Source organism: Amycolatopsis sp. NPDC004625 (assembly GCF_040609695.1).
Taxonomy (GTDB): domain Bacteria; phylum Actinomycetota; class Actinomycetes; order Mycobacteriales; family Pseudonocardiaceae; genus Amycolatopsis.
Map to the genome: position 1 here is coordinate 18688 of NZ_JBEXKX010000032.1, position 16767 is coordinate 35454.

The 16767-nt window shown below is 72.8% G+C and carries 12 protein-coding genes; 5 read left to right on the forward strand and 7 right to left on the reverse strand.

Annotated elements, in window-relative coordinates:
* Positions 1-18: 18 nt before the first annotated feature.
* Positions 19-438, forward strand: a complete 420-nt coding sequence (locus ABZW17_RS30895) for a VOC family protein (protein ID WP_354822100.1) — start codon at positions 19-21, stop codon at positions 436-438.
* Here ABZW17_RS30895 and ABZW17_RS30900 read toward each other — a convergent pair.
* A complete protein-coding gene (locus ABZW17_RS30900) occupies positions 418-732 on the reverse strand; it encodes a hypothetical protein (RefSeq protein WP_354822103.1) in 315 nt (104 codons plus the stop codon). The genes ABZW17_RS30895 and ABZW17_RS30900 overlap by 21 nt on opposite strands.
* A complete protein-coding gene (locus ABZW17_RS30905; protein WP_354822106.1) occupies positions 729-7040 on the reverse strand; it encodes a PA14 domain-containing protein in 6312 nt (2103 codons plus the stop codon). The genes ABZW17_RS30900 and ABZW17_RS30905 overlap by 4 nt, the downstream gene beginning before the upstream one ends.
* A gap of 302 nt (positions 7041-7342) precedes the next feature.
* Here ABZW17_RS30905 and ABZW17_RS30910 point away from each other — a divergent pair, with 302 nt between their 5' ends.
* Positions 7343-8092: a sigma-70 family RNA polymerase sigma factor gene (locus ABZW17_RS30910; RefSeq protein ID WP_354822109.1), complete on the forward strand. Its 750-nt coding sequence runs from the start codon at positions 7343-7345 to the stop codon at positions 8090-8092.
* A 52-nt stretch (positions 8093-8144) separates the two neighbouring features.
* Here ABZW17_RS30910 and ABZW17_RS30915 read toward each other — a convergent pair whose 3' ends face one another.
* The 5 genes from ABZW17_RS30915 to ABZW17_RS30935 are packed head-to-tail and all read right to left on the reverse strand — an operon-like array spanning position 8145 to position 13597.
* Positions 8145-9188, reverse strand: a complete 1044-nt coding sequence (locus ABZW17_RS30915) for an acyl-CoA dehydrogenase family protein (protein WP_354822112.1) — start codon at positions 9186-9188, stop codon at positions 8145-8147.
* Positions 9185-10096 carry an acyl-CoA dehydrogenase family protein gene (locus ABZW17_RS30920; RefSeq protein ID WP_354822115.1) on the reverse strand — a complete coding sequence of 304 codons (912 nt, stop codon included), beginning with the start codon at positions 10094-10096 and terminating at the stop codon, positions 9185-9187. The genes ABZW17_RS30915 and ABZW17_RS30920 overlap by 4 nt, the downstream gene beginning before the upstream one ends.
* Entirely contained in the window at positions 10093-11223 is a 1131-nt protein-coding gene (locus ABZW17_RS30925; protein ID WP_354822118.1) for an acyl-CoA dehydrogenase family protein, read from the reverse strand. Before ABZW17_RS30925 ends, ABZW17_RS30920 begins: the two co-directional genes overlap by 4 nt.
* Entirely contained in the window at positions 11223-12068 is an 846-nt protein-coding gene (locus ABZW17_RS30930) for an enoyl-CoA hydratase (RefSeq protein WP_354822121.1), read from the reverse strand. The genes ABZW17_RS30925 and ABZW17_RS30930 overlap by 1 nt, the downstream gene beginning before the upstream one ends.
* Positions 12065-13597, reverse strand: a complete 1533-nt coding sequence (locus ABZW17_RS30935) for a FadD3 family acyl-CoA ligase (protein ID WP_354822124.1) — start codon at positions 13595-13597, stop codon at positions 12065-12067. Before ABZW17_RS30935 ends, ABZW17_RS30930 begins: the two co-directional genes overlap by 4 nt.
* 82 nt (positions 13598-13679) lie before the next feature.
* Between ABZW17_RS30935 and ABZW17_RS30940 the strand changes: the two genes are divergently transcribed.
* Genes ABZW17_RS30940 through ABZW17_RS30950 form a run of 3 tightly spaced genes read left to right on the forward strand, consistent with a single transcriptional unit; the run spans position 13680 to position 16747 of the window.
* Complete coding sequence (locus tag ABZW17_RS30940; protein WP_354822127.1) at positions 13680-14825, forward strand: acyl-CoA dehydrogenase family protein; 1146 nt, start codon at positions 13680-13682, stop codon at positions 14823-14825.
* Positions 14822-15583, forward strand: a complete 762-nt coding sequence (locus ABZW17_RS30945; RefSeq protein WP_354822130.1) for an SDR family oxidoreductase — start codon at positions 14822-14824, stop codon at positions 15581-15583. The genes ABZW17_RS30940 and ABZW17_RS30945 overlap by 4 nt, the downstream gene beginning before the upstream one ends.
* Before the next feature lie 9 nt (positions 15584-15592).
* Positions 15593-16747, forward strand: coding sequence for an acetyl-CoA C-acetyltransferase (locus ABZW17_RS30950; RefSeq protein WP_354822133.1), 1155 nt, complete (start codon positions 15593-15595; stop codon positions 16745-16747).
* The last annotated feature ends 20 nt before the right edge of the window (positions 16748-16767 follow it).

Here is a 16767-nt window from a genome sequence, read left to right on the forward strand (position 1 = left end):
TCGGCGAAAGGAACCCCGATGACGGACATCCCCCGCTTCCACCTGGCGATGCCGGTGGACGACCTGGCCGCCGCCCGCCGCTTCTACGGCGAGGTCCTCGGCCTCGCCCAGGGCCGCAGCGCGGAGACGTGGACCGACTGGAACCTGCACGGCCACCAGTTCGTGACGCACCTGTCCCCGGCGGCCCCGAAGCGCATCCACAACCCCGTCGACGGCCACGACGTCCCGGTGCCGCACTTCGGCCTGATCCTGCCGATCCCGCAGTTCCACGCCCTCGCCGACCGCCTGCGCGCGGCGGGCGCGGAGTTCGTGATCGAGCCGTACGTCCGCTTCGAGGGCCGGCCGGGCGAGCAGTGGACGATGTTCCTCCTCGACCCGGCCGGCAACGCCCTGGAGTTCAAGGCTTTCGCCGACGACTCACAGGTTTTCGCGGTGTGAGACGCGCTCGAGGAGGTAACCCGCCACCTCACCCGGCGCGACGACGTCCTCGAACCGCCCCGACTCGTCCTCGAACGCCAGCTCCCCCAGCCCCTCGGCCACGATCGCGTCGACCGCGAACTCGCCGAGGGAAAAGGAAAGCCACCAGTTCCACGCCACGTCCGGGCCGGGCTCCGCGGCGGGCTCGATCTCGATGCCGACCGAGCCCGCCGGGACGCCGGCGCGGGTCAGGGCGTCCGCCCACTCCTCGCGGAAACCCGCGAGGACCGGCTGCTCCCGCCGCCACCTGCTCATCCCGTCCACTTCCCCTTGAAGCTGATGTGACCGTGGAAAAGATCATAGTGGCGCTTGCCGATCCCGATCCGGAAGGTGCTCAGGCCGGCCTTCTTGATGCCCAGGTGCTTCAGCCCGGAGATGCTCCAGCCGATCCGGATCCGCGATCCCTGGCGGTTCAGCAGGCCCTGGCGGCCGCCCTGGATCGTCTTGTTGCCGAACAGCCTGCTGCCCACGCCGACGAACTTGTTGCGGAACAGGTTCGGCGCGAACTTCGTCTTGGCCACCGTGCGCACCGCCCGGGCCATCGACGACACCTTGCCGGCGACCGCGGACACCGCCTTGAACGTCTTGATCGCCGCCGTGCCCAGGCCGCCCGTCACCGCGCCCAGTGCGTAGGCCGCGGCCGCGCCCCAGTTGCCCTGGACCGCGTTGCCGACGGCCGCGACGCCGCTGGCGATCGCGCCGATCGGGCCGGGGACCCACGAGGCGACCTCGGCGACCTTCGTCACGACGTTGACCGCGGCCTTGAGCCAGCCCCACATCGTGCCGTCGAGGTCGGTCGTGTTGATCGGGTCGCCGACCACGTAGTCGTAGTCGTTGGCCGAACCGCCCTCGACCGGGTCGGCCGCCAGGAACCGGCCGAGCAGCGGGCTGTACGGGCGGGCGCCCATCTGCACCACTGACAACGCGCCGGTGTGCTCGTAGGCGCGCTGGTGCTGGCCCAGCCAGCCGTAGTCCAGCGAGCCGGGCGAGTTGTCCGGGACGTTCTGCGGGTCGACCGCACCGGCCGCGGTCAGCGGCTGGCCGTACGGGTCGAAGGTGCGCAGGTCGCCGGCCTGGTGCCCGGCCGCGTCGGTGGTCAGCACCAGGTCGCCGCGGACCGACGGGTGGTCGAACGACGGCGTGAACGCGCCGTCCGAGCCGGCCTTCGACGTGTAGAGCACGCCGCCGGGCAGGGACAGCGACAGCGAGGTCAGCCGGCCGGTCCCGTTCAGGGTCAGGTCCGCGGAGTCGCCGTCGCCGGTGTAGCCGTAGCGCACGACGGTGTTGGCGTCGCAGTCACGCGGGTCGCGGCGCACGATGCGGTTCGTGGCATCGCGGGTGTAGGCGATGTCGGCGTTGAGCGCCGGGTTCGGCCCGGTCGTCTTCGCGCCGGTGTTGCGGTCGGACCCGTCCCAGGTCAGCGTGGTGGTGCTGCCGTCGGCCCCGGTCCAGCCGGTCGTGTTGCCGTCCGCGTCGTAGGCGAAGCCGGACAGGGCCGTCGCGCCCTGCGTGGCCAGCAGCCGGTCGGCCGCGTCGTAGCAGTACCGGGTTTCCGCGGTGCCGCCCGCGGTTTCGTCGAGCAGCCGCACCCGGTTCGTGTTCAGCCCGGCGTCGGCCTGCGTGCCGGCGGGACAGGTCGCCGGCGCCGCCGAGGTGTAGTCGTAGGTGTAGTGGTGCCCGGCGACGTACGCCTCGGTGAGCCGCCCGACGCCGTCGTAGACGTAGTTCGGCGCGTTCGGCCGCGCGTCGGTCCCGGCCAGGGACTCGTCGACGATCGTGCCGGCCGTCGTGCGGCCGACCCGGGAGACGATGTCCTTGCCGTCACTGGTCTTCCAGCCCAGCGACAGCGGCCGGGCGCCGTTGTCCTTGGTCACCGACGCCAGCGACGTGCCGTTGCCGTAGGTGACCGACGAGACCTCGCCGGCGGTGTCGTAGCCGACCGTCGCCAGGACCTGGCCGTCGAGCTTCTGGGTCTGCACGCGCCCGGCGTCGTCGTAGGTGAACGACACCGTGCGCGGCGCGTCGGCCGCGTCGGGCGGCGTCACCGTCGACGAGGTGACCCGGCCGGCCTGGTCGTAGCCCGTGCCGGTGCGCACGCCGTTGACGTCGGTGTAGGCCACGACGCGGCCGAGCAGGTCGCTGACCGTGGTGACGGTGCCCTTGTCGTCGGTGACCGACGAGGTGAGCGGGTCGCCGCCGACCGCGTAGTCGTGCGTCACCGTCCGCGCCGGCGCGTCCTTGCTCGCCGGCACCTTCTCCTGCAGCGGCCGGTCCCGGCTGTCGTAGGTGGTGCACGTCCAGTCGCCGCCGGTCGCCTCGGCGACCACCCGGCCGGACGCGTCGTAGACCTGCTCGTCGACCCGCGCCGGACCCGCCGCCGGGGTCGTCGACGTGGTCAGCTTCGCCATGCCGCCCTGGTTCACCGCGGCGCCGCCGGGGGCGCACGGGTTCACCCGGGTTTCGGTGTCGCCGTAGTAGGTGTAGCCGGTCTTCGCGCCGGTGGGCATGGTCTTGCCGGTCCGGCGCAGGTACCCGGCGCCGGGCGCCTCGTACGACACCGAGCCGGCGACCTTCAGCCCGCCCGGGTTGGCCAGGCCCGACGTGGCCAGCCCGTAGACCGGGTCGAGGCCGTTCTCGCCGAACTTGGTCGTGCCGGTCTTGTCGGCGACGCCGTCGGACTCCGAGGCCGTCGACGACGTCTTGAGCCCGTAGTGCGGCTTCAGCTGCGTGCCGGGAACCGGCTGCTGGGTGCCGCCCGGGGTGGTCCAGTGCAGTTCCAGCTGGGCCGTCAGGTCGAACTCGTAGTAGTCGACGCGGATCCGCTTGGCCTGCCCGGCCGCGTCGGCGTGCACGACGCCCTGGCGCCACTTCGCCGTGGTGTTGATCCAGTCGTCGATCACCAGCTGGTCGTCGACCCAGACGCGCACGCCGTCGTCGGCGAGCAGCCGCAGGGTGTAGTCCCCGGCGGCGGGGAACACGATGTCGCCGGTGGCCCGCAGCGAGAAGTGGTCCGCGGGCAGGCCGGCCGGCGCCGTGCCGGCCCAGTTCTTGACGAACGAGCCGTCGGCGGTGCCCAGGCCGGTGGTGTACGCCCGGGGTGCGCCGGCCAGCCGGTCGTTGTCGTACCAGGACACGGCCAGGCCGTCGACACCCTCGTCGTACCCGTTGTGGCCGTGGGCCATGCCGCCCGGGCACGTCCCGCTCGGCAGCTGCCCGGTGAAGCAGGACGCGGGCGCCGGGCCGTAGGAGTCGACCGGGCGGTCGGCGTAGTCGTACACCGTGGTGGACTTGCGGCCCGCCGGGTCCGTGGTGGACAGCGGGAGGTCCCTCGGCCCCCACTCCTGCGTCGAAACCCGGCCGGCACTGTCCGTTGTGGACACCGTGCGGTCGGCGTCGTCGTAGGTGACCTTCCGGGAGAACCCGGTCGCGGGCGACAGCCCCGCGGTGTCCACGAAGGTCACGCGGCCGGCCGGGTCGTAGCGGTAGGTGCTGCCTTCGCGGGGCTGCCCGAGGGCGGGCACGGCCGAGCTGACGTTGGTCACCTTCGGCTTGGCGCCGGTGTCGTAGGTGATGAACGTCGTGAGGTCGCCTTCGGCGGCCTTGCGGTTGGCCGGGTCGGCGGCGATCCAGTCGTTGGCCAGGCTGGAGCGCACGCCGCCCAGCAGGCCCGCGGGGTTGTAGCCGTAGTCGGTGATTTCCGAGCCCGGGTCTTCGATCCGGCCCAGCTGACCGCCGACGTACCAGAGCCGGGTTTCGGTGCCGTCCCAGTAGCTGACGCGGCACAGCATCTGCGACGGCGGCAGCGCCTGGGCGCCGGGCGGCGGGGTCACGCCGCCGTAGCAGTCGTCGCCGGCCCGGTTGTAGTGCAGCACGTGCGACCGGCCGGAGACCGGGTCCTTGATTTCGCGCAGCCGCGACGGCGTGCCGTCGTAGCTGTACTGCAGTGCGGCGGGTTTGCGCGAATCCGTGCTGGCGGACTGGCTTTCGAGCTTGCCGTCGGCGCGGAAGACGGACACGTCCCCGCCGTCGGTCAGCGTCACCTTGCCGGCGGTGTCGAGCGCGAGGACGCCGTCCTCGCCGGAGGGCGGGGTGTAGCCGCCGGTGCTCTTCTTCGTCCAGGTGTGCTTGGCGCCGGAGGCGTCGGTGAGCACGATGTTCTGGTCGGTGACCTTGGCTTCGGTGTAGCTGCCGCCGTCACCGTCCGGATCGGCCGACAGCCCCCACCCCTGCGGCAGGGCCGGCAGGTCGCTGGTGAACAGCCAGTCCGCGGGCACGATCTGCGGGGCGACGGTGGTGGTGTCGGTGGTGCGGACGAACAGCCGCATCGTCGCCGCGCCGGTCGCCTCGGCGTTTTCGACCTTGATCGGCACCCGCTGCCCGGCGGTCAGGGCGACGCCGGTGGACTGGGTCCAGTTGACGTCGCTCGGGGTGCCGGCGTCGTAGACCTTGGTGCCGTTGAGCCAGACCACCGCGCCGTCGTCGTGGACGCCGGCGAACTGGTAGGTGCCGGTGGCCGGCGCCTGGAAGAAGCCTTCCCAGCGGGCGACGAACCAGTCCGCGGGCAACGCGGGCGCGAACGGCGAGTCGGTGCCCCAGCCGACGTTGACCTGCGGTTCGGTGCGCACCAGCACCGGCTGCTGGGCGTCGCTGATCAGCCCGTTGTGCGACAGGTCGGCGAAGTAGGACGCCTTGAGGCCCTTGCTGTCCCGCTGCTGGGAGTTGTAGCCGAAGCTCAGCCCGGCGTTGCCGCCGACGGTGGTGAACGTCGGGGCCTGCTCGCCGGTGGCGACGTTGCCGTTGGCCAGGTTCACCGTCACCGGGCCGACGTCGTCGGTCGGGGCCGGGCCGTGGTCGCCGATGCGCTGGTCGATCTTGAAGTGCCCGACCCACGACGGGGTGATCGTGGTGCTGCCGCTGTAGGTCATCGCCTGCCAGGTGTAGGCGACGCCGTCCTGCAGGATCCCGGCCGGGACCGGCCACGACGGCGTGGGCAGGCAGCCGGACTCGACGACGACGCCGGACTTGGCGTCGGCGCCGGTGGCGATGCGGAAGCAGTACTTGACGGCCTCGCCGTCGGGGTCGGTGACCGGGTTGACCGCCAGCGTCGGCGTCAGGGAGGTCGACACCGTGCCGTCGGCCGGGGCGACCAGCGTGGGCGCGGGCGCCGGGGACCCGGTGTCGACGGTGAGGGTGGCGTTGAGGTTCTTGTAGGTCCAGGTGCCGGCGTTCTCGGCGCCGATCATCATGAAGAAGACCGAGCCGTCGCGGGCGTTGACCCGGTCGCGGATGAACCCGGTCAGGCCTTCGCCGACGAAGCTGCCGACGTCACCCACCAGCGCGCTGGTCATGTAGCCGCCGACGCCGTTGAAGTTGAACGCCGACGCGTGGTAGAGGTTCGCGTTCCACGTCTTCAGCGAGCCGGCCACGCTCGTGTTGCGGGTCAGGTCCATCCGCGCGCCGACGACCGTCTTGCCGAACAGCGGCGAGTAGTCCATGTGGAAGACGCTGCGGTTGTAGGTGTCGCCCTTGGCCTGGCTGTTGCCGATCCGCAGGCCGCAGGCGTCGCAGTTGGTGCCGTCCGAGCGGTAGGAGTGCGACTCGGTGACGCCGTAGGTGAAGGTCGGGTCGACGAACACCGGGTAGACCCGCTTCGGGTCGCGCAGCCAGTTCGGGTCGACCGCGACGGTCAGCCACCAGTCCGCGCCGGCCCGCTCGAGGGTGTAGGTCCCGCCGGTCATCGCCGGAGCCGTCTCGCCGTGGCCCGCGGAGTCCCAGGTCTCGATCGGCGGCAGCACGATCTTCGCGACGCCGTTCTTGTCGGCCAGGGTGACCGCGCCGCTGCGTTCCAGCTTCGGCGTCAGGTCGCCGGTGGTGAGCTTGAACCGCCACGACGAGCGCCCGTCGGACGGCGGCCGCTTGAGCTTGATGGTCTCCTTCACCGCACCCGGCGTGACCTCGTAGTCCAGGTCGGTGCCGGCGGCCACCTCGGGGTAGCTGACCGAGTCGCCCTCGACGGCGGCGGTCGCCGGGGCGGCGCGGTCCAGGGCCAGGCCGGCGGTGTGCCCGCCCGACTCGACCTGCAGCACCGCGGCGTCGTCGGCCTTGGTGGCCAGCGAGGGGCTCAGCGGGTGGCGGTCGGCGTCGGCGCGCCGGGTCACCGGGTCGGTGGCGAGGGTGGTCAGGACCGGCTGCCAGTTCCCGGCGGCGTCCGGCACGTTCATCGGCTGGTTCGACTGCCGCACCGAGCGCGTGCCGTCGGCGTTGACGTACTCGGTGGTGAACATCGTCCGGGCCACCGGCGTCGAGCGCTGCGGGTCGAAGTGCGTCCCGGCGCCGCCGTCCAGCCGGCTCTGCGCCGAGAAGTCCGCCTTCGAGGGGGCCTGCGGCACGACCGGTGCCGGTGCCGCCGACGACAAAAGCCCGACGTCGCGGGGGTCGACCGGCGCCGGCGGGCGCAGCGGGGCGGCGACCGCCTCCACGCTGCCGAAGGCCAGCGTCAGCACCAAGAAGAGCACGACGGCCCGGATCCACCGCACCGGCGGCACGGCACGCGACAAGCGCACGATCGGTTCCTCCCCTGCGACCCGGCAGCGCGCCGCGGTCACCCCATCGGCCCGCGGGGCCTGCTGCCGCCACGGGTCCGGACGCGGGGGTCCGCCCGCGTCCGAAGCCTGCATCGTGAAAACCTCACGCCGTCGTTACACGATCGGCTGAGATCAACGGCACAGTTGCCTGTCGATCTTCGGTCGGGTAAAAGCGCTGGTCATCGCCCCGGGCGCGGTCACCCGATCGGGTCCACCGGCACCTATCGCGCGCCCAGCGGGTACTCCCGGACGACGTGCCACGCCGAGACCCGGGAGGGCCGATGCAGCCAGCCGACGACGAGCGGCCCGACGCCGTGCTGCTCGCCGCGCTCCGGGGCGGCGATCCCGAGGCCGCCGGGAGCCTCTTCCGGCGGCACGCGGAGCCGCTGCGCCGGGCCGCCGCGGCGTGGGTGCGGCAGCCCGCCGAGCGCGACGACCTGGTGGCCGAGACGTTCGCCCGGGTGCTGGCGGTGGTGCGGGCGGGCCGCGGACCGCACGGCGAGCTGCGGCCCTACCTCGTCGTCACGATGCGCCACCTGGTTTCGCGGTGGAGCAGCCAGCACGCCCGGGTCGAGCTGCGGGCCACGGTCCCCGACACCGGCCTCGGCACCGGCGGAGCCGACGAGCTCGCCCTGCACCGGTCGAACGTCGGGCTGGTGTGGTCGGCCTACCGCACGCTGCCGGGCCGCTGGCGGACGGTCCTGTGGCGAACCGCGGCCGAGGGTGGCACGCCGACGGAGGTCGCCCCGCTGCTGGGGTTGTCCCCCAACAGCGTGGCCGCGCTCGCGATGCGGGCGCGCGAGGGGCTGCGGCAGGCCTACCTGCAGGTGCAGGTGCCCGAAGCGGAGGAGCCGATCTGCCGGGAACCCCGCCGCCGCATGGGAGCGTGGGTGCGCGGCGCACTACCGGCGCGCCGGGCGAACGCGATCGCCGACCACATCGCCACCTGCCGCGCGTGCCGCGCCGTCGCTCGCGGCTTGGACGAAGCCAACCGCGAGCTCCCCGGCTCGGCGGCCCGGCTCACCGGCTGAGTTCCGGCCGGACCGCGAGGCCCCGCGAACCACCCGGCCCCCGCCGCGCACCTCACCGGCCGAGTTCCGGTTCGCCGAAGAGCAAAGCCGACCCATGAGCGCGCTTGAAGTACAAGTGCGCGTCGTGCTCCCAGGTGATCGCGATGCCGCCGTGGAGCTGCACCATCTCCGCCGCCGCGTGGGCGAATGCCTCGCCGCACACCACTTTCGCCGTCAGCACCGCTTCGGGATCTCCGTCCGCCAAGGCCGCGTACAGCGCCGAGCGGGCCGCCTCCACGTGGACGTGCACGTCGGCCATCCGGTGCTTCAGCGCCTGGAACGACCCGATCGCGCGGCCGAACTGGCGGCGTTGCTTCGTGTACTCGACCGTCAGCTCCAACGCCCGTGCCGCCGCCCCGACCTGCTCCGCCGCGACCGCGACCACCGCCGTGTCCCGCAGCCGGCTTGCCTGCGCGTCGTACCCGCCGGTGTCGAGCCGCCGGGCCGGGGTCGCCGCGCACGCCACGGAAGCGAGCCGGCGGGTCGGGTCCAGGGTCGTCACGCGCTCCCGGTGGACGCCCTCGACCGGGACTTCGAACAGGCCGATCCCGTCGTCCGTGCGGGCCACGGCGAGCAGGACGTCGGCGGTGTCGCCGTCCAGGACGTAGCAAGCGCGGCCGTCGAGGCCCGCGGCCGAGGCCGTCAGGGCCGGGGCCCACCGGCCGTCGGCGCCCGACCAGGCCAGGGCGGCCAGGGTCGTGCCCGCGGCGATGCCCGGCAGGAGCCGTTCGCACGCTTCGTCGTTGCCCGTGCGTAAAAGGGCCTCGCCGCACAGCAGCGCCGAGCCCAGCATCGGCGCGGGGGTGAGCGTGCGGCCGAGTTCGGCCAGCACGACGCACGCCTCGGCGAGGCCGGCGCCCGCGCCGCCGTAGGGTTCCGGGATCGCCAGTGCGGCGACGCCGATCTGCTCGCAGAGCGTCGACCACAGCTTGTCGTCGTACCCCAGCGGCGACGCCATCGCGGACCGCACCGCCGCCGGCCCCGAGCGGCGGGTGAGCAGCGCGCGCACCGCGTCCCGCAACGCCCGGGCTTCCTCGGTGTCCAGGGGATCGGTCATCGCAGCACCCGCGCCCGGTGGAACGACCCGGTGCCCCAGGCCCCGGCCAGCGCCCGCACCTTGGTCAGCCGGAGCCCGAGGTCGTGTTCGGCGGTGTAGCCGATGGCGCCGTGCACCTGCAGCGCGGTCCGCGCGGCCAGGTACGCGGCGTCGGCGGCCATGACCTTCGCCGCGGAGACGTCGCGGGCGAGCGTCTCCCCGGCCACCGCGGCGCCGTGCAGGAGCGGGCGGGCGAGTTCGAGCCGGGTGACGACGTCGGCGAGCAGGTGCTTGACCGCCTGGTACTCGCCGATCGCCCGGCCGTACTGGCGGCGCTGCCGCGCGTAGGCCACCGATGTGTCCAGAAGCCATTGCCCCGCCCCGAGAAGCTGGGCGGCGACGGCCAGCACCCCGAGGTCGAACGCGGGGCCCTCGGCCGCCCGCGCACCGGGCACCCGGAACAGCCGCCGCGGCGGGTCGATCGAGCGCACCGGCTCGCCTCCGGTGAGCTCCGCGCCGGTGAGGTCCAGCACCACGCCGGCGACGTCGGCGTCCAGCGCCAGCGGCACTTCCGGCGGGGCGACGACGGTGGCCAGCAGGTCGCCTCCGGCGAGGGCGGTGCGCCGGTCGCCGGTCAGCAGCGCCGGGGCGACCGCCGCCGACTCGACGAGCGGGCCCGGCACGGCGTGGTAACCGAGGGCCTCGAAGGCGACCACGACGTCGACCGGCGACGCGCCGAGGCCGCCGTGGTCCTCGTCGACCAGCAGCGCGAAGACGCCGACGTCGGCGAGCGCGCGCCAGAGCTTCAGGCCGCGGTCGTGCTCCCCCGCCGCCCAGGCCCGGGCGGTGCTGGCCGTGTCCGCCCCGCCGAGCAGCTCGTGCAGCGTCGCGGCGAACTGCCGCTGCTCCGGCGAGAGCTGGAACCTCATCGGCGGGCCTCCCTCGGGAGTTTCAGCAGCCGTTCGGCGATCGTGTTGCGCTGGATCTGGTCGGTGCCGCCGTAGATCGGCCCGGCGAGGGAGAACAGGTAGCCGTCCACCCACGCCCGGTCGGTTTCCGCCGCCGGCCCCAGCACGTCCAGGGCAGTCTCGTGGAGTTCGACGTCCAGCCGCGACCAGAACAGCTTGTTCACACTGGACTCCGGGCCCAGCTCACCGCCGTCCTGCAGGCGGCTCACCGTCCCGAACGTGTAGAGCTGGTAGGCGCGGGCGCCGATCCAGGCGTCGGCCACCCTGTCCCGTGTGGACAGTGGCTCGCCGTTCTCCCGCCACAGGCCGACCAGGCGATCCGCCGCGGCGAGGAACCGGCCGGGGCTGCGCAACGACAGGCCACGCTCGTTGTTGGCCGTCGTCATCGCGACGCGCCAGCCCTGGCCGACCTCGCCGATCACGTCCTCGTCGGGGACGAACACGTCGTCGAAGAAGATCTCCGCGAAGCCGGGTTCGCCGTCCAGCTGCGGAATCGGCCGGACGGTCACGCCCTCCGCGCGCAGGTCGGCCATGAAGTAGGTCAGACCGTGGTGGCGCCGGGCGTCCGGATCGGTCCGGAACAGCCCGAACGCCCGGTCGGCGAAGGTGGCCCGGGAACTCCAGGTCTTCTGCCCCGACAGCAGCCAGCCGCCGTCGGCAGGCACCGCCGTGCTGCGCAACGCGGCGATGTCGCTGCCCGCCTCCGGCTCCGACCACGCCTGCGCCCACACCTGCTCGCCCGTCGCCATCGCGGGCAGGATCCGGGCACGCTGCTCCGGCGTGCCGTGGGCGAACAACGTCGGCCCCAGCATGAAGATGCCGTTCTGCGACACCCGGCCCGGCGCGCCCGAGGCGTAGTACTCCTCCTCGAACAGCAGCCACTGCAGCATCGAGGCGTCCCGGCCGTGGTACTCCCGCGGCCACGAAACGACCGACCAGCGCGCCTCGGCCAGTTCCGCTTCCCATTCGCGGTGTGCCGCGAACCCTTCCGCGGTGTCCATCGAGGGCAGCGAACGCACGTGGGCGGCGAGCCAGTCCCGTGCCTCGTCGCGGAAAGCGGCGGAGGCGTCGTCGATGTCGAGGTCCATCACGTCCCCTTGCCCGCGTCGCGCATGGACCGCGCGGACTGGCCGCCGAGCGAGTCTTCCGAGGTTTCCGCGTTGTGGGCGTGCGCCAGGTGGTGCAGCCCGAAGACGGAGTCCATTCCGGACCGCAGCCCCATCAGGTCTTCGGCCTGGTTGACCGCCTTCTTGGCCAGCGCCAGCCCGAACTGCGGCATCCCCGCGATCTTCTCCGCCAGTTCGAAGGTGTGCTGCGCCAGCTCCGCGCGGGGGACGATCCGGTTGATCATCCCCCATTCCTTCGCCTGCGCGGCGGTGAAGCGGTCTCCGGTGAACAGCACCTCCTTCGCCACGCGAGGACCGAGCACCCACGGGTGCGCGAAGTACTCCACGCCCGGAATCCCCATCCGCACCACCGGATCGGCGAAGAACGCGTCCTCGGAAGCCACGACGAGGTCGCACACCCAGGCCAGCATCAGCCCGCCGGCGATGCACGCACCCTGGACGCTGGCGATCATCGGCTTCGGGATTTCCCGCCACCGGCGGCACATCCCGAGGTACACCTCGGACTCGCGGGCGAACCGCTGGTCACCGCCGGCGCGATCGGTGTGGTCCCACCACATCACCGCCCGCCGGTCGAAGGGGACGTCCACATCGCGGCCGGGTGTGCCGATGTCGTGCCCCGCCGAGAAGTGCTTTCCTTCGCCCGCCAGGACGATCACCTTGACCTCGGGGTCGTTCACCGCGTCGGTGAAGGCGTCGTCGAGGGCGTAGGTCATCGCCGAATTCTGCGCGTTGCGGTACTCCGGGCGGTTCATCGTCACCACCGCGACCGGCCCGCGCCGCTCGTAGCGGACCACCGGTTCACTCATGCCGTCTCCTCGCTCAGCAGCCGCTTCAGCACTTTGCCGGAAGCGTTGCGCGGCAGCTCGTCCCGGAACTCGACGAACTTGGGGGTCTTGTAGTTGGCCAGCCGCTCGCGGCAGAAGGCGACGACCGTCTCCTCGGTCAGCCCGGTCCCGACGACGAACGCCTTGCCGACCTCGCCCAGCCGCGCGTCCGGAACCCCGATCACCGCCGCGTCGCGCACGCCGGGCAGTTCGGTCAGGGCGTGCTCGACTTCGGCCGGGTAGACGTTGAAGCCGCCGCAGATGTACATGTCCTTGAGCCGGCCGGTGATGGTGAGGTTCCCGGCGGCGTCGAGCTCGCCGACGTCCCCGGTGTGCAGCCAGCCGTCCTCGTCCACGGCCTTCGCCGTCGCCTCGGGGTCGTCGAGGTAGCCGAGCATCACGTTCGGCCCGCGGACCACGATCTCGCCCGGCGTGCCGTGGATCGCCACCTCGAACCCCGCGGCCGCCCGGCCGGACGTGCTCGCGACGAGCTCCGCGGGGTCGCCCGGGCGGCACATCGTCACCACCACGGCTTCGGTGAGGCCGTAGGCGGTGAGGACGGTTTCGAACCCGAGCTCGGACCGCATCCGGCGCACGAGCGAAGCGGGCACGGTGGCCGCGCCGGTCACCGCGAGCCGCAGCGACGACAGGTCGCCCTTGCGCGGTTCGTGCAGCAGGGACGTGAAGACCGTCGGGGCGCCCGGCAGCACGGAGATCCGCTCCCGCTCGATGGCCCGCAGCGCCGCGCGCACGTCGAACACCGCCTGCGGCACGATCGCCGCGCCGGTCAGCAGGCCGACGAGGATCCCGGCCTTGTAGCCGAAGCTGTGGAAGAACGGGTTGATCACCAGGTACCGGTCCTCGGCGGTGACCCGGCCGCAGTCCGCCCACGCCGCGGCGACGTCGACGGCCTGGCGGTGGGCCGACAGCACGCCCTTCGAGCGGCCGCTGGTGCCCGAGGTGAACAGGATGTCGCTGACGTCGCCGGGCCGGACGGCGTCCGCCCGCGCCTCGGCGTCGGCCGCGGAAACCCGGGCGGCCCGGGCGAGGAACTCGTCCCAGCCCAGGGTGCCCTCGACCGGCCGGTGCGGCTGCTCCAGGGACACCCGGACGACGGTGTGGAGCTCCGGCAGCTCGGCGCCGGTCGCCCGGATCGCGGCGTGGCGGTCGGTGCCGAGGAAGTCCGCGGCCACGACGAGGGCGCGGGCCCGGCCGCGGACGAGCAGGTCGACGGTTTCGGTGGCGGTGAAGCGGGTGTTGACCGGGATCAGGGTCGCGCCCGCGTAGAGCGCGCCCAGCGCCGCGGTGACCCAGTGGTGGGTGTTGGGCAGCGCGATCGCGACCCGGTCCCCCGCTTCGACGCCGGAGGCCGCGAAGGCCCGCGCGACGGTTCGAACACGTTCCAGAAGCTGGTCGTAGCCGAGCCGCACGGGCCCGTCGACCAGCGCCTCGGCGGAGCCGAACTTCGCGGCGGCGTCGCGGACGACGGCCGGGATCGTGGTCTGTCCCACCACACCCTCCTCTGGACCGGCAAAGTAGAACGTGTTCTCATTACCCTAGGTGCCGGACCGGCGGGTGAGCAAGGAGGCGTGCGTGGAACCGACGCGATTCCGCCGCGAGGTCGCGGGCTGGCTCGCGGACAACCTGACCGGCGAGTTCGCCCGGCTGCGGGGGCTCGGCGGGCCGGGGCGGGAGCACGAGGAGTTCGAGCTGCGCCTGGCCTGGGAACGCCGGCTCGCCGCGGCGGGCTGGACGTGCGTCGGCTGGCCGGTCGAGCACGGCGGCCGCGGCCTGTCCCTGGCGGACCAGGTCGCGTTCCACGAGGAATACGCCGCCTCCGGGGCCCCGGCGCGGGTCAACCACATCGGCGAGCAGCTGCTCGGGCCGACGCTGATCGCCTTCGGCACCCCCGAACAGCAGGCCCGGTTCCTGCCGGAGATCGTCGCGGCCGGGGAACTGTGGTGCCAGGGTTACTCCGAACCCGGCGCCGGCTCCGACCTCGCCGCCGTCGCCACGTCCGCGGAGCTGCGTGACGGCGACTGGGTGATCAACGGCCAGAAGATCTGGACCTCCCTCGCCCACGTGGCCGACTGGTGCTTCGTGGTGGCCCGCACCGAACCCGGATCGCAGCGGCACCACGGCCTGTCCTACCTCCTCGTGCCCCTGCGCCAGGAGGGCGTGACGATCCGGCCGATCCAGCAGCTCACCGGCACCTCCGAGTTCAACGAAGTCTTCTTCGACGACGCCCGGACCCCCGCCTCGCACGTCGTCGGGGCACCCGGCGAGGGCTGGAAGATCGCGATGGCCACGCTGGGTTTCGAGCGCGGGGTCTCGACGCTGGGCCAGCAGATCGGGTTCCGGCGCGAACTCGACGACATCACGGCCGAAGCGAAACGCCTCGGCACCTACGACGACCCGCTCCTGCGCGCCGACCTCACCCGCGCCCGCATCGGCCTGCGTGTGCTGCGGGCCCATGCCCTGCGCACCCTCGGCGAGGCCGCGGGACCCGAGGTTGCCGTCGGCAAGCTGCTGTGGGCGCAGTGGCACCGCGGGCTCGGCGAACTCGCGATGCGCGCCCGCGGCGCCCGGTCCCTGGTGGCCGAGGGCGACGAGCTGGACGAGTGGCAGCGGCTGTTCCTGTTCACCCGCGCCGACACCATCTACGGCGGTTCCGACGAAATCGAGCGCACCATCATCGCCGAGCGCGTCCTCGGCCTACCCCGGGAGGCGCGTCCGTGATCCCCCAGTACCCACCCGGCCACGATCTCCTGCGGGGCAAGGTCGTCGTCGTCACCGCCGCCGCGGGCACCGGCATCGGGTCCGCCGTCGCGAAACGCTGCCTCGAAGAAGGCGCCCAGGTCGTCATCAGCGACTGGCACGAGCGGCGGCTGAAAGAGAAGGCCGCCGAACTCGGCGACGTCCACGCCATCCCCTGCGACGTCACCCGGGAAGACCAGGTCCAGGCGCTCGTCGACGGCACGGTCGAGCACTTCGGCCGCCTGGACGTGATGGTCAACAACGCCGGGCTCGGCGGCACGAAATCGGTCCTCGACATGACCGACGACGAGTGGTCGCGTGTTCTCGACATCACCCTCACCGGGACGTTCCGCTGCACCCGTGCCGCCCTCGGGCAGTTCGTCGCCCAAGGCGGCGGCGGGGCGATCGTCAACAACGCCTCGGTGGTCGGCTGGCGCGCCCAGGCCGGCCAGGCCCACTACGCCGCCGCCAAGGCCGGGGTGATGGCGCTGACCCGCTGTTCGGCCCTGGACGCGGCCGAGCACGGCGTCCGGATCAACGCCGTCGCGCCGAGCCTGGCGATGCACCCGTTCCTCGCCAAGGTCACCAGCGACGAACTCCTCGAAGACCTCACCAAGAAGGAAGCGTTCGGCCGCGCCGCCGAACCCTGGGAGGTCGCCAACGTCATGGTCTTCCTCGCCAGCGACTACGCCGGCTACCTCACCGGCGAAGTCGTCTCCGTCAGCAGCCAGCACCCCTAGGGAGCCCCTGTGCCCGAAGCCTTCCTCCTCGACGCGGTCCGCACGCCGGTGGGACGCCGCGGCGGCGCGCTGTCCGGGTGGCACTCCGCCGACCTGGGCGCGCACGTCATCAAGGCGGTCGTCGAACGCGCCCGGGTCGACCCGGACTTCGTCGACGACGTCATCTTCGGCTGCACGGACACCCTCGGCCCGCAGGCCGGCAACATCGCCCGCACCGCGTGGCTGGCCGCCGGGTTCCCCGACCACGTCCCCGGCGTGACCATCGACCGGCAGTGCGGGTCGAGCCAGCAGGCCGTGCACTTCGCCGCCCAGGCCGTCATGTCCGGCACGCAGGACCTGGTGCTGGCCGGCGGCGTGCAGAACATGAGCCGGATCCCGATCGGCGCCGCCATGCTGGCCGGGCGCGAGTACGGCTTCGACGACCCGTTTTCCGGCTCGAAGGGCTGGCAGGAACGCTACGGCAGCGTCGAGGTCTCGCAGTTCCGCAGCGCCGACATGATCGCCGAGCACTGGGACATCAGCCGCGCGGCCATGGAGGAGTACGCGCTGCGCAGCCACCAGCGGGCCGTGGCCGCGATCGACGAGGGCCGTTTCGACGCCGAGATCGTCCCGGTGGAGGACTTCGAGCACGACGAGGGGCCGCGCCGGGACACCAGTCCGGAGCGGATGCGCGGCCTGAAGCCGCTGAGCGAGGGTTCGCGGCTGACCGCGGCGGTGGCCAGCCAGATCTCCGACGGCGCGAGCGCGGCCCTGCTGGCGTCGTCGGCGTTCGTCGAGGAGCACGGCCTGACACCGCGAGCCCGCATCCACCACCTGTCGGTGCGCGCGGCGGACCCGGTGTGGATGCTGACCGGCCCGATCCCGGCGACGGCGCACGCGCTGCGCAACGCCGGGCTCACCGTCGACGACATCGACCTGTTCGAGGTCAACGAGGCGTTCGCGAGCGTCGTGCTGGCGTGGCTGGACGAAACCGGCGCGGACCCCGGCCGGGTGAACGTGAACGGGGGCGGGATCGCCCTCGGCCACCCGATCGGGGCCACCGGCACCAAGCTCCTCGCGACGCTCCTGCACGAGCTGGAGCGCCGCGGCGGGCGTTACGGGCTGCAGACGATGTGCGAAGGCGGCGGCACCGCCAACGTCACCATCATCGAACGCCTCTCGTGAGTGGTAAGGCGCGTTCTAAC

Excerpts from the sequence above, each read along its gene's own strand:
- ABZW17_RS30925 (WP_354822118.1), bottom strand. The coding sequence starts at position 11,223 with ATGGACCTCGACATCGACGACGCCTCCGCCGCTTTCCGCGACGAGGCA.
- ABZW17_RS30910 (WP_354822109.1), top strand. The coding sequence starts at position 7,343 with ATGCAGCCAGCCGACGACGAGCGGCCCGACGCCGTGCTGCTCGCCGCG.
- ABZW17_RS30895 (WP_354822100.1), top strand. The coding sequence starts at position 19 with ATGACGGACATCCCCCGCTTCCACCTGGCGATGCCGGTGGACGACCTG.
- ABZW17_RS30915 (WP_354822112.1), bottom strand. The coding sequence starts at position 9,188 with ATGACCGATCCCCTGGACACCGAGGAAGCCCGGGCGTTGCGGGACGCG.
- ABZW17_RS30930 (WP_354822121.1), bottom strand. The coding sequence starts at position 12,068 with ATGAGTGAACCGGTGGTCCGCTACGAGCGGCGCGGGCCGGTCGCGGTG.
- ABZW17_RS30900 (WP_354822103.1), bottom strand. The coding sequence starts at position 732 with ATGAGCAGGTGGCGGCGGGAGCAGCCGGTCCTCGCGGGTTTCCGCGAG.
- ABZW17_RS30920 (WP_354822115.1), bottom strand. The coding sequence starts at position 10,096 with ATGAGGTTCCAGCTCTCGCCGGAGCAGCGGCAGTTCGCCGCGACGCTG.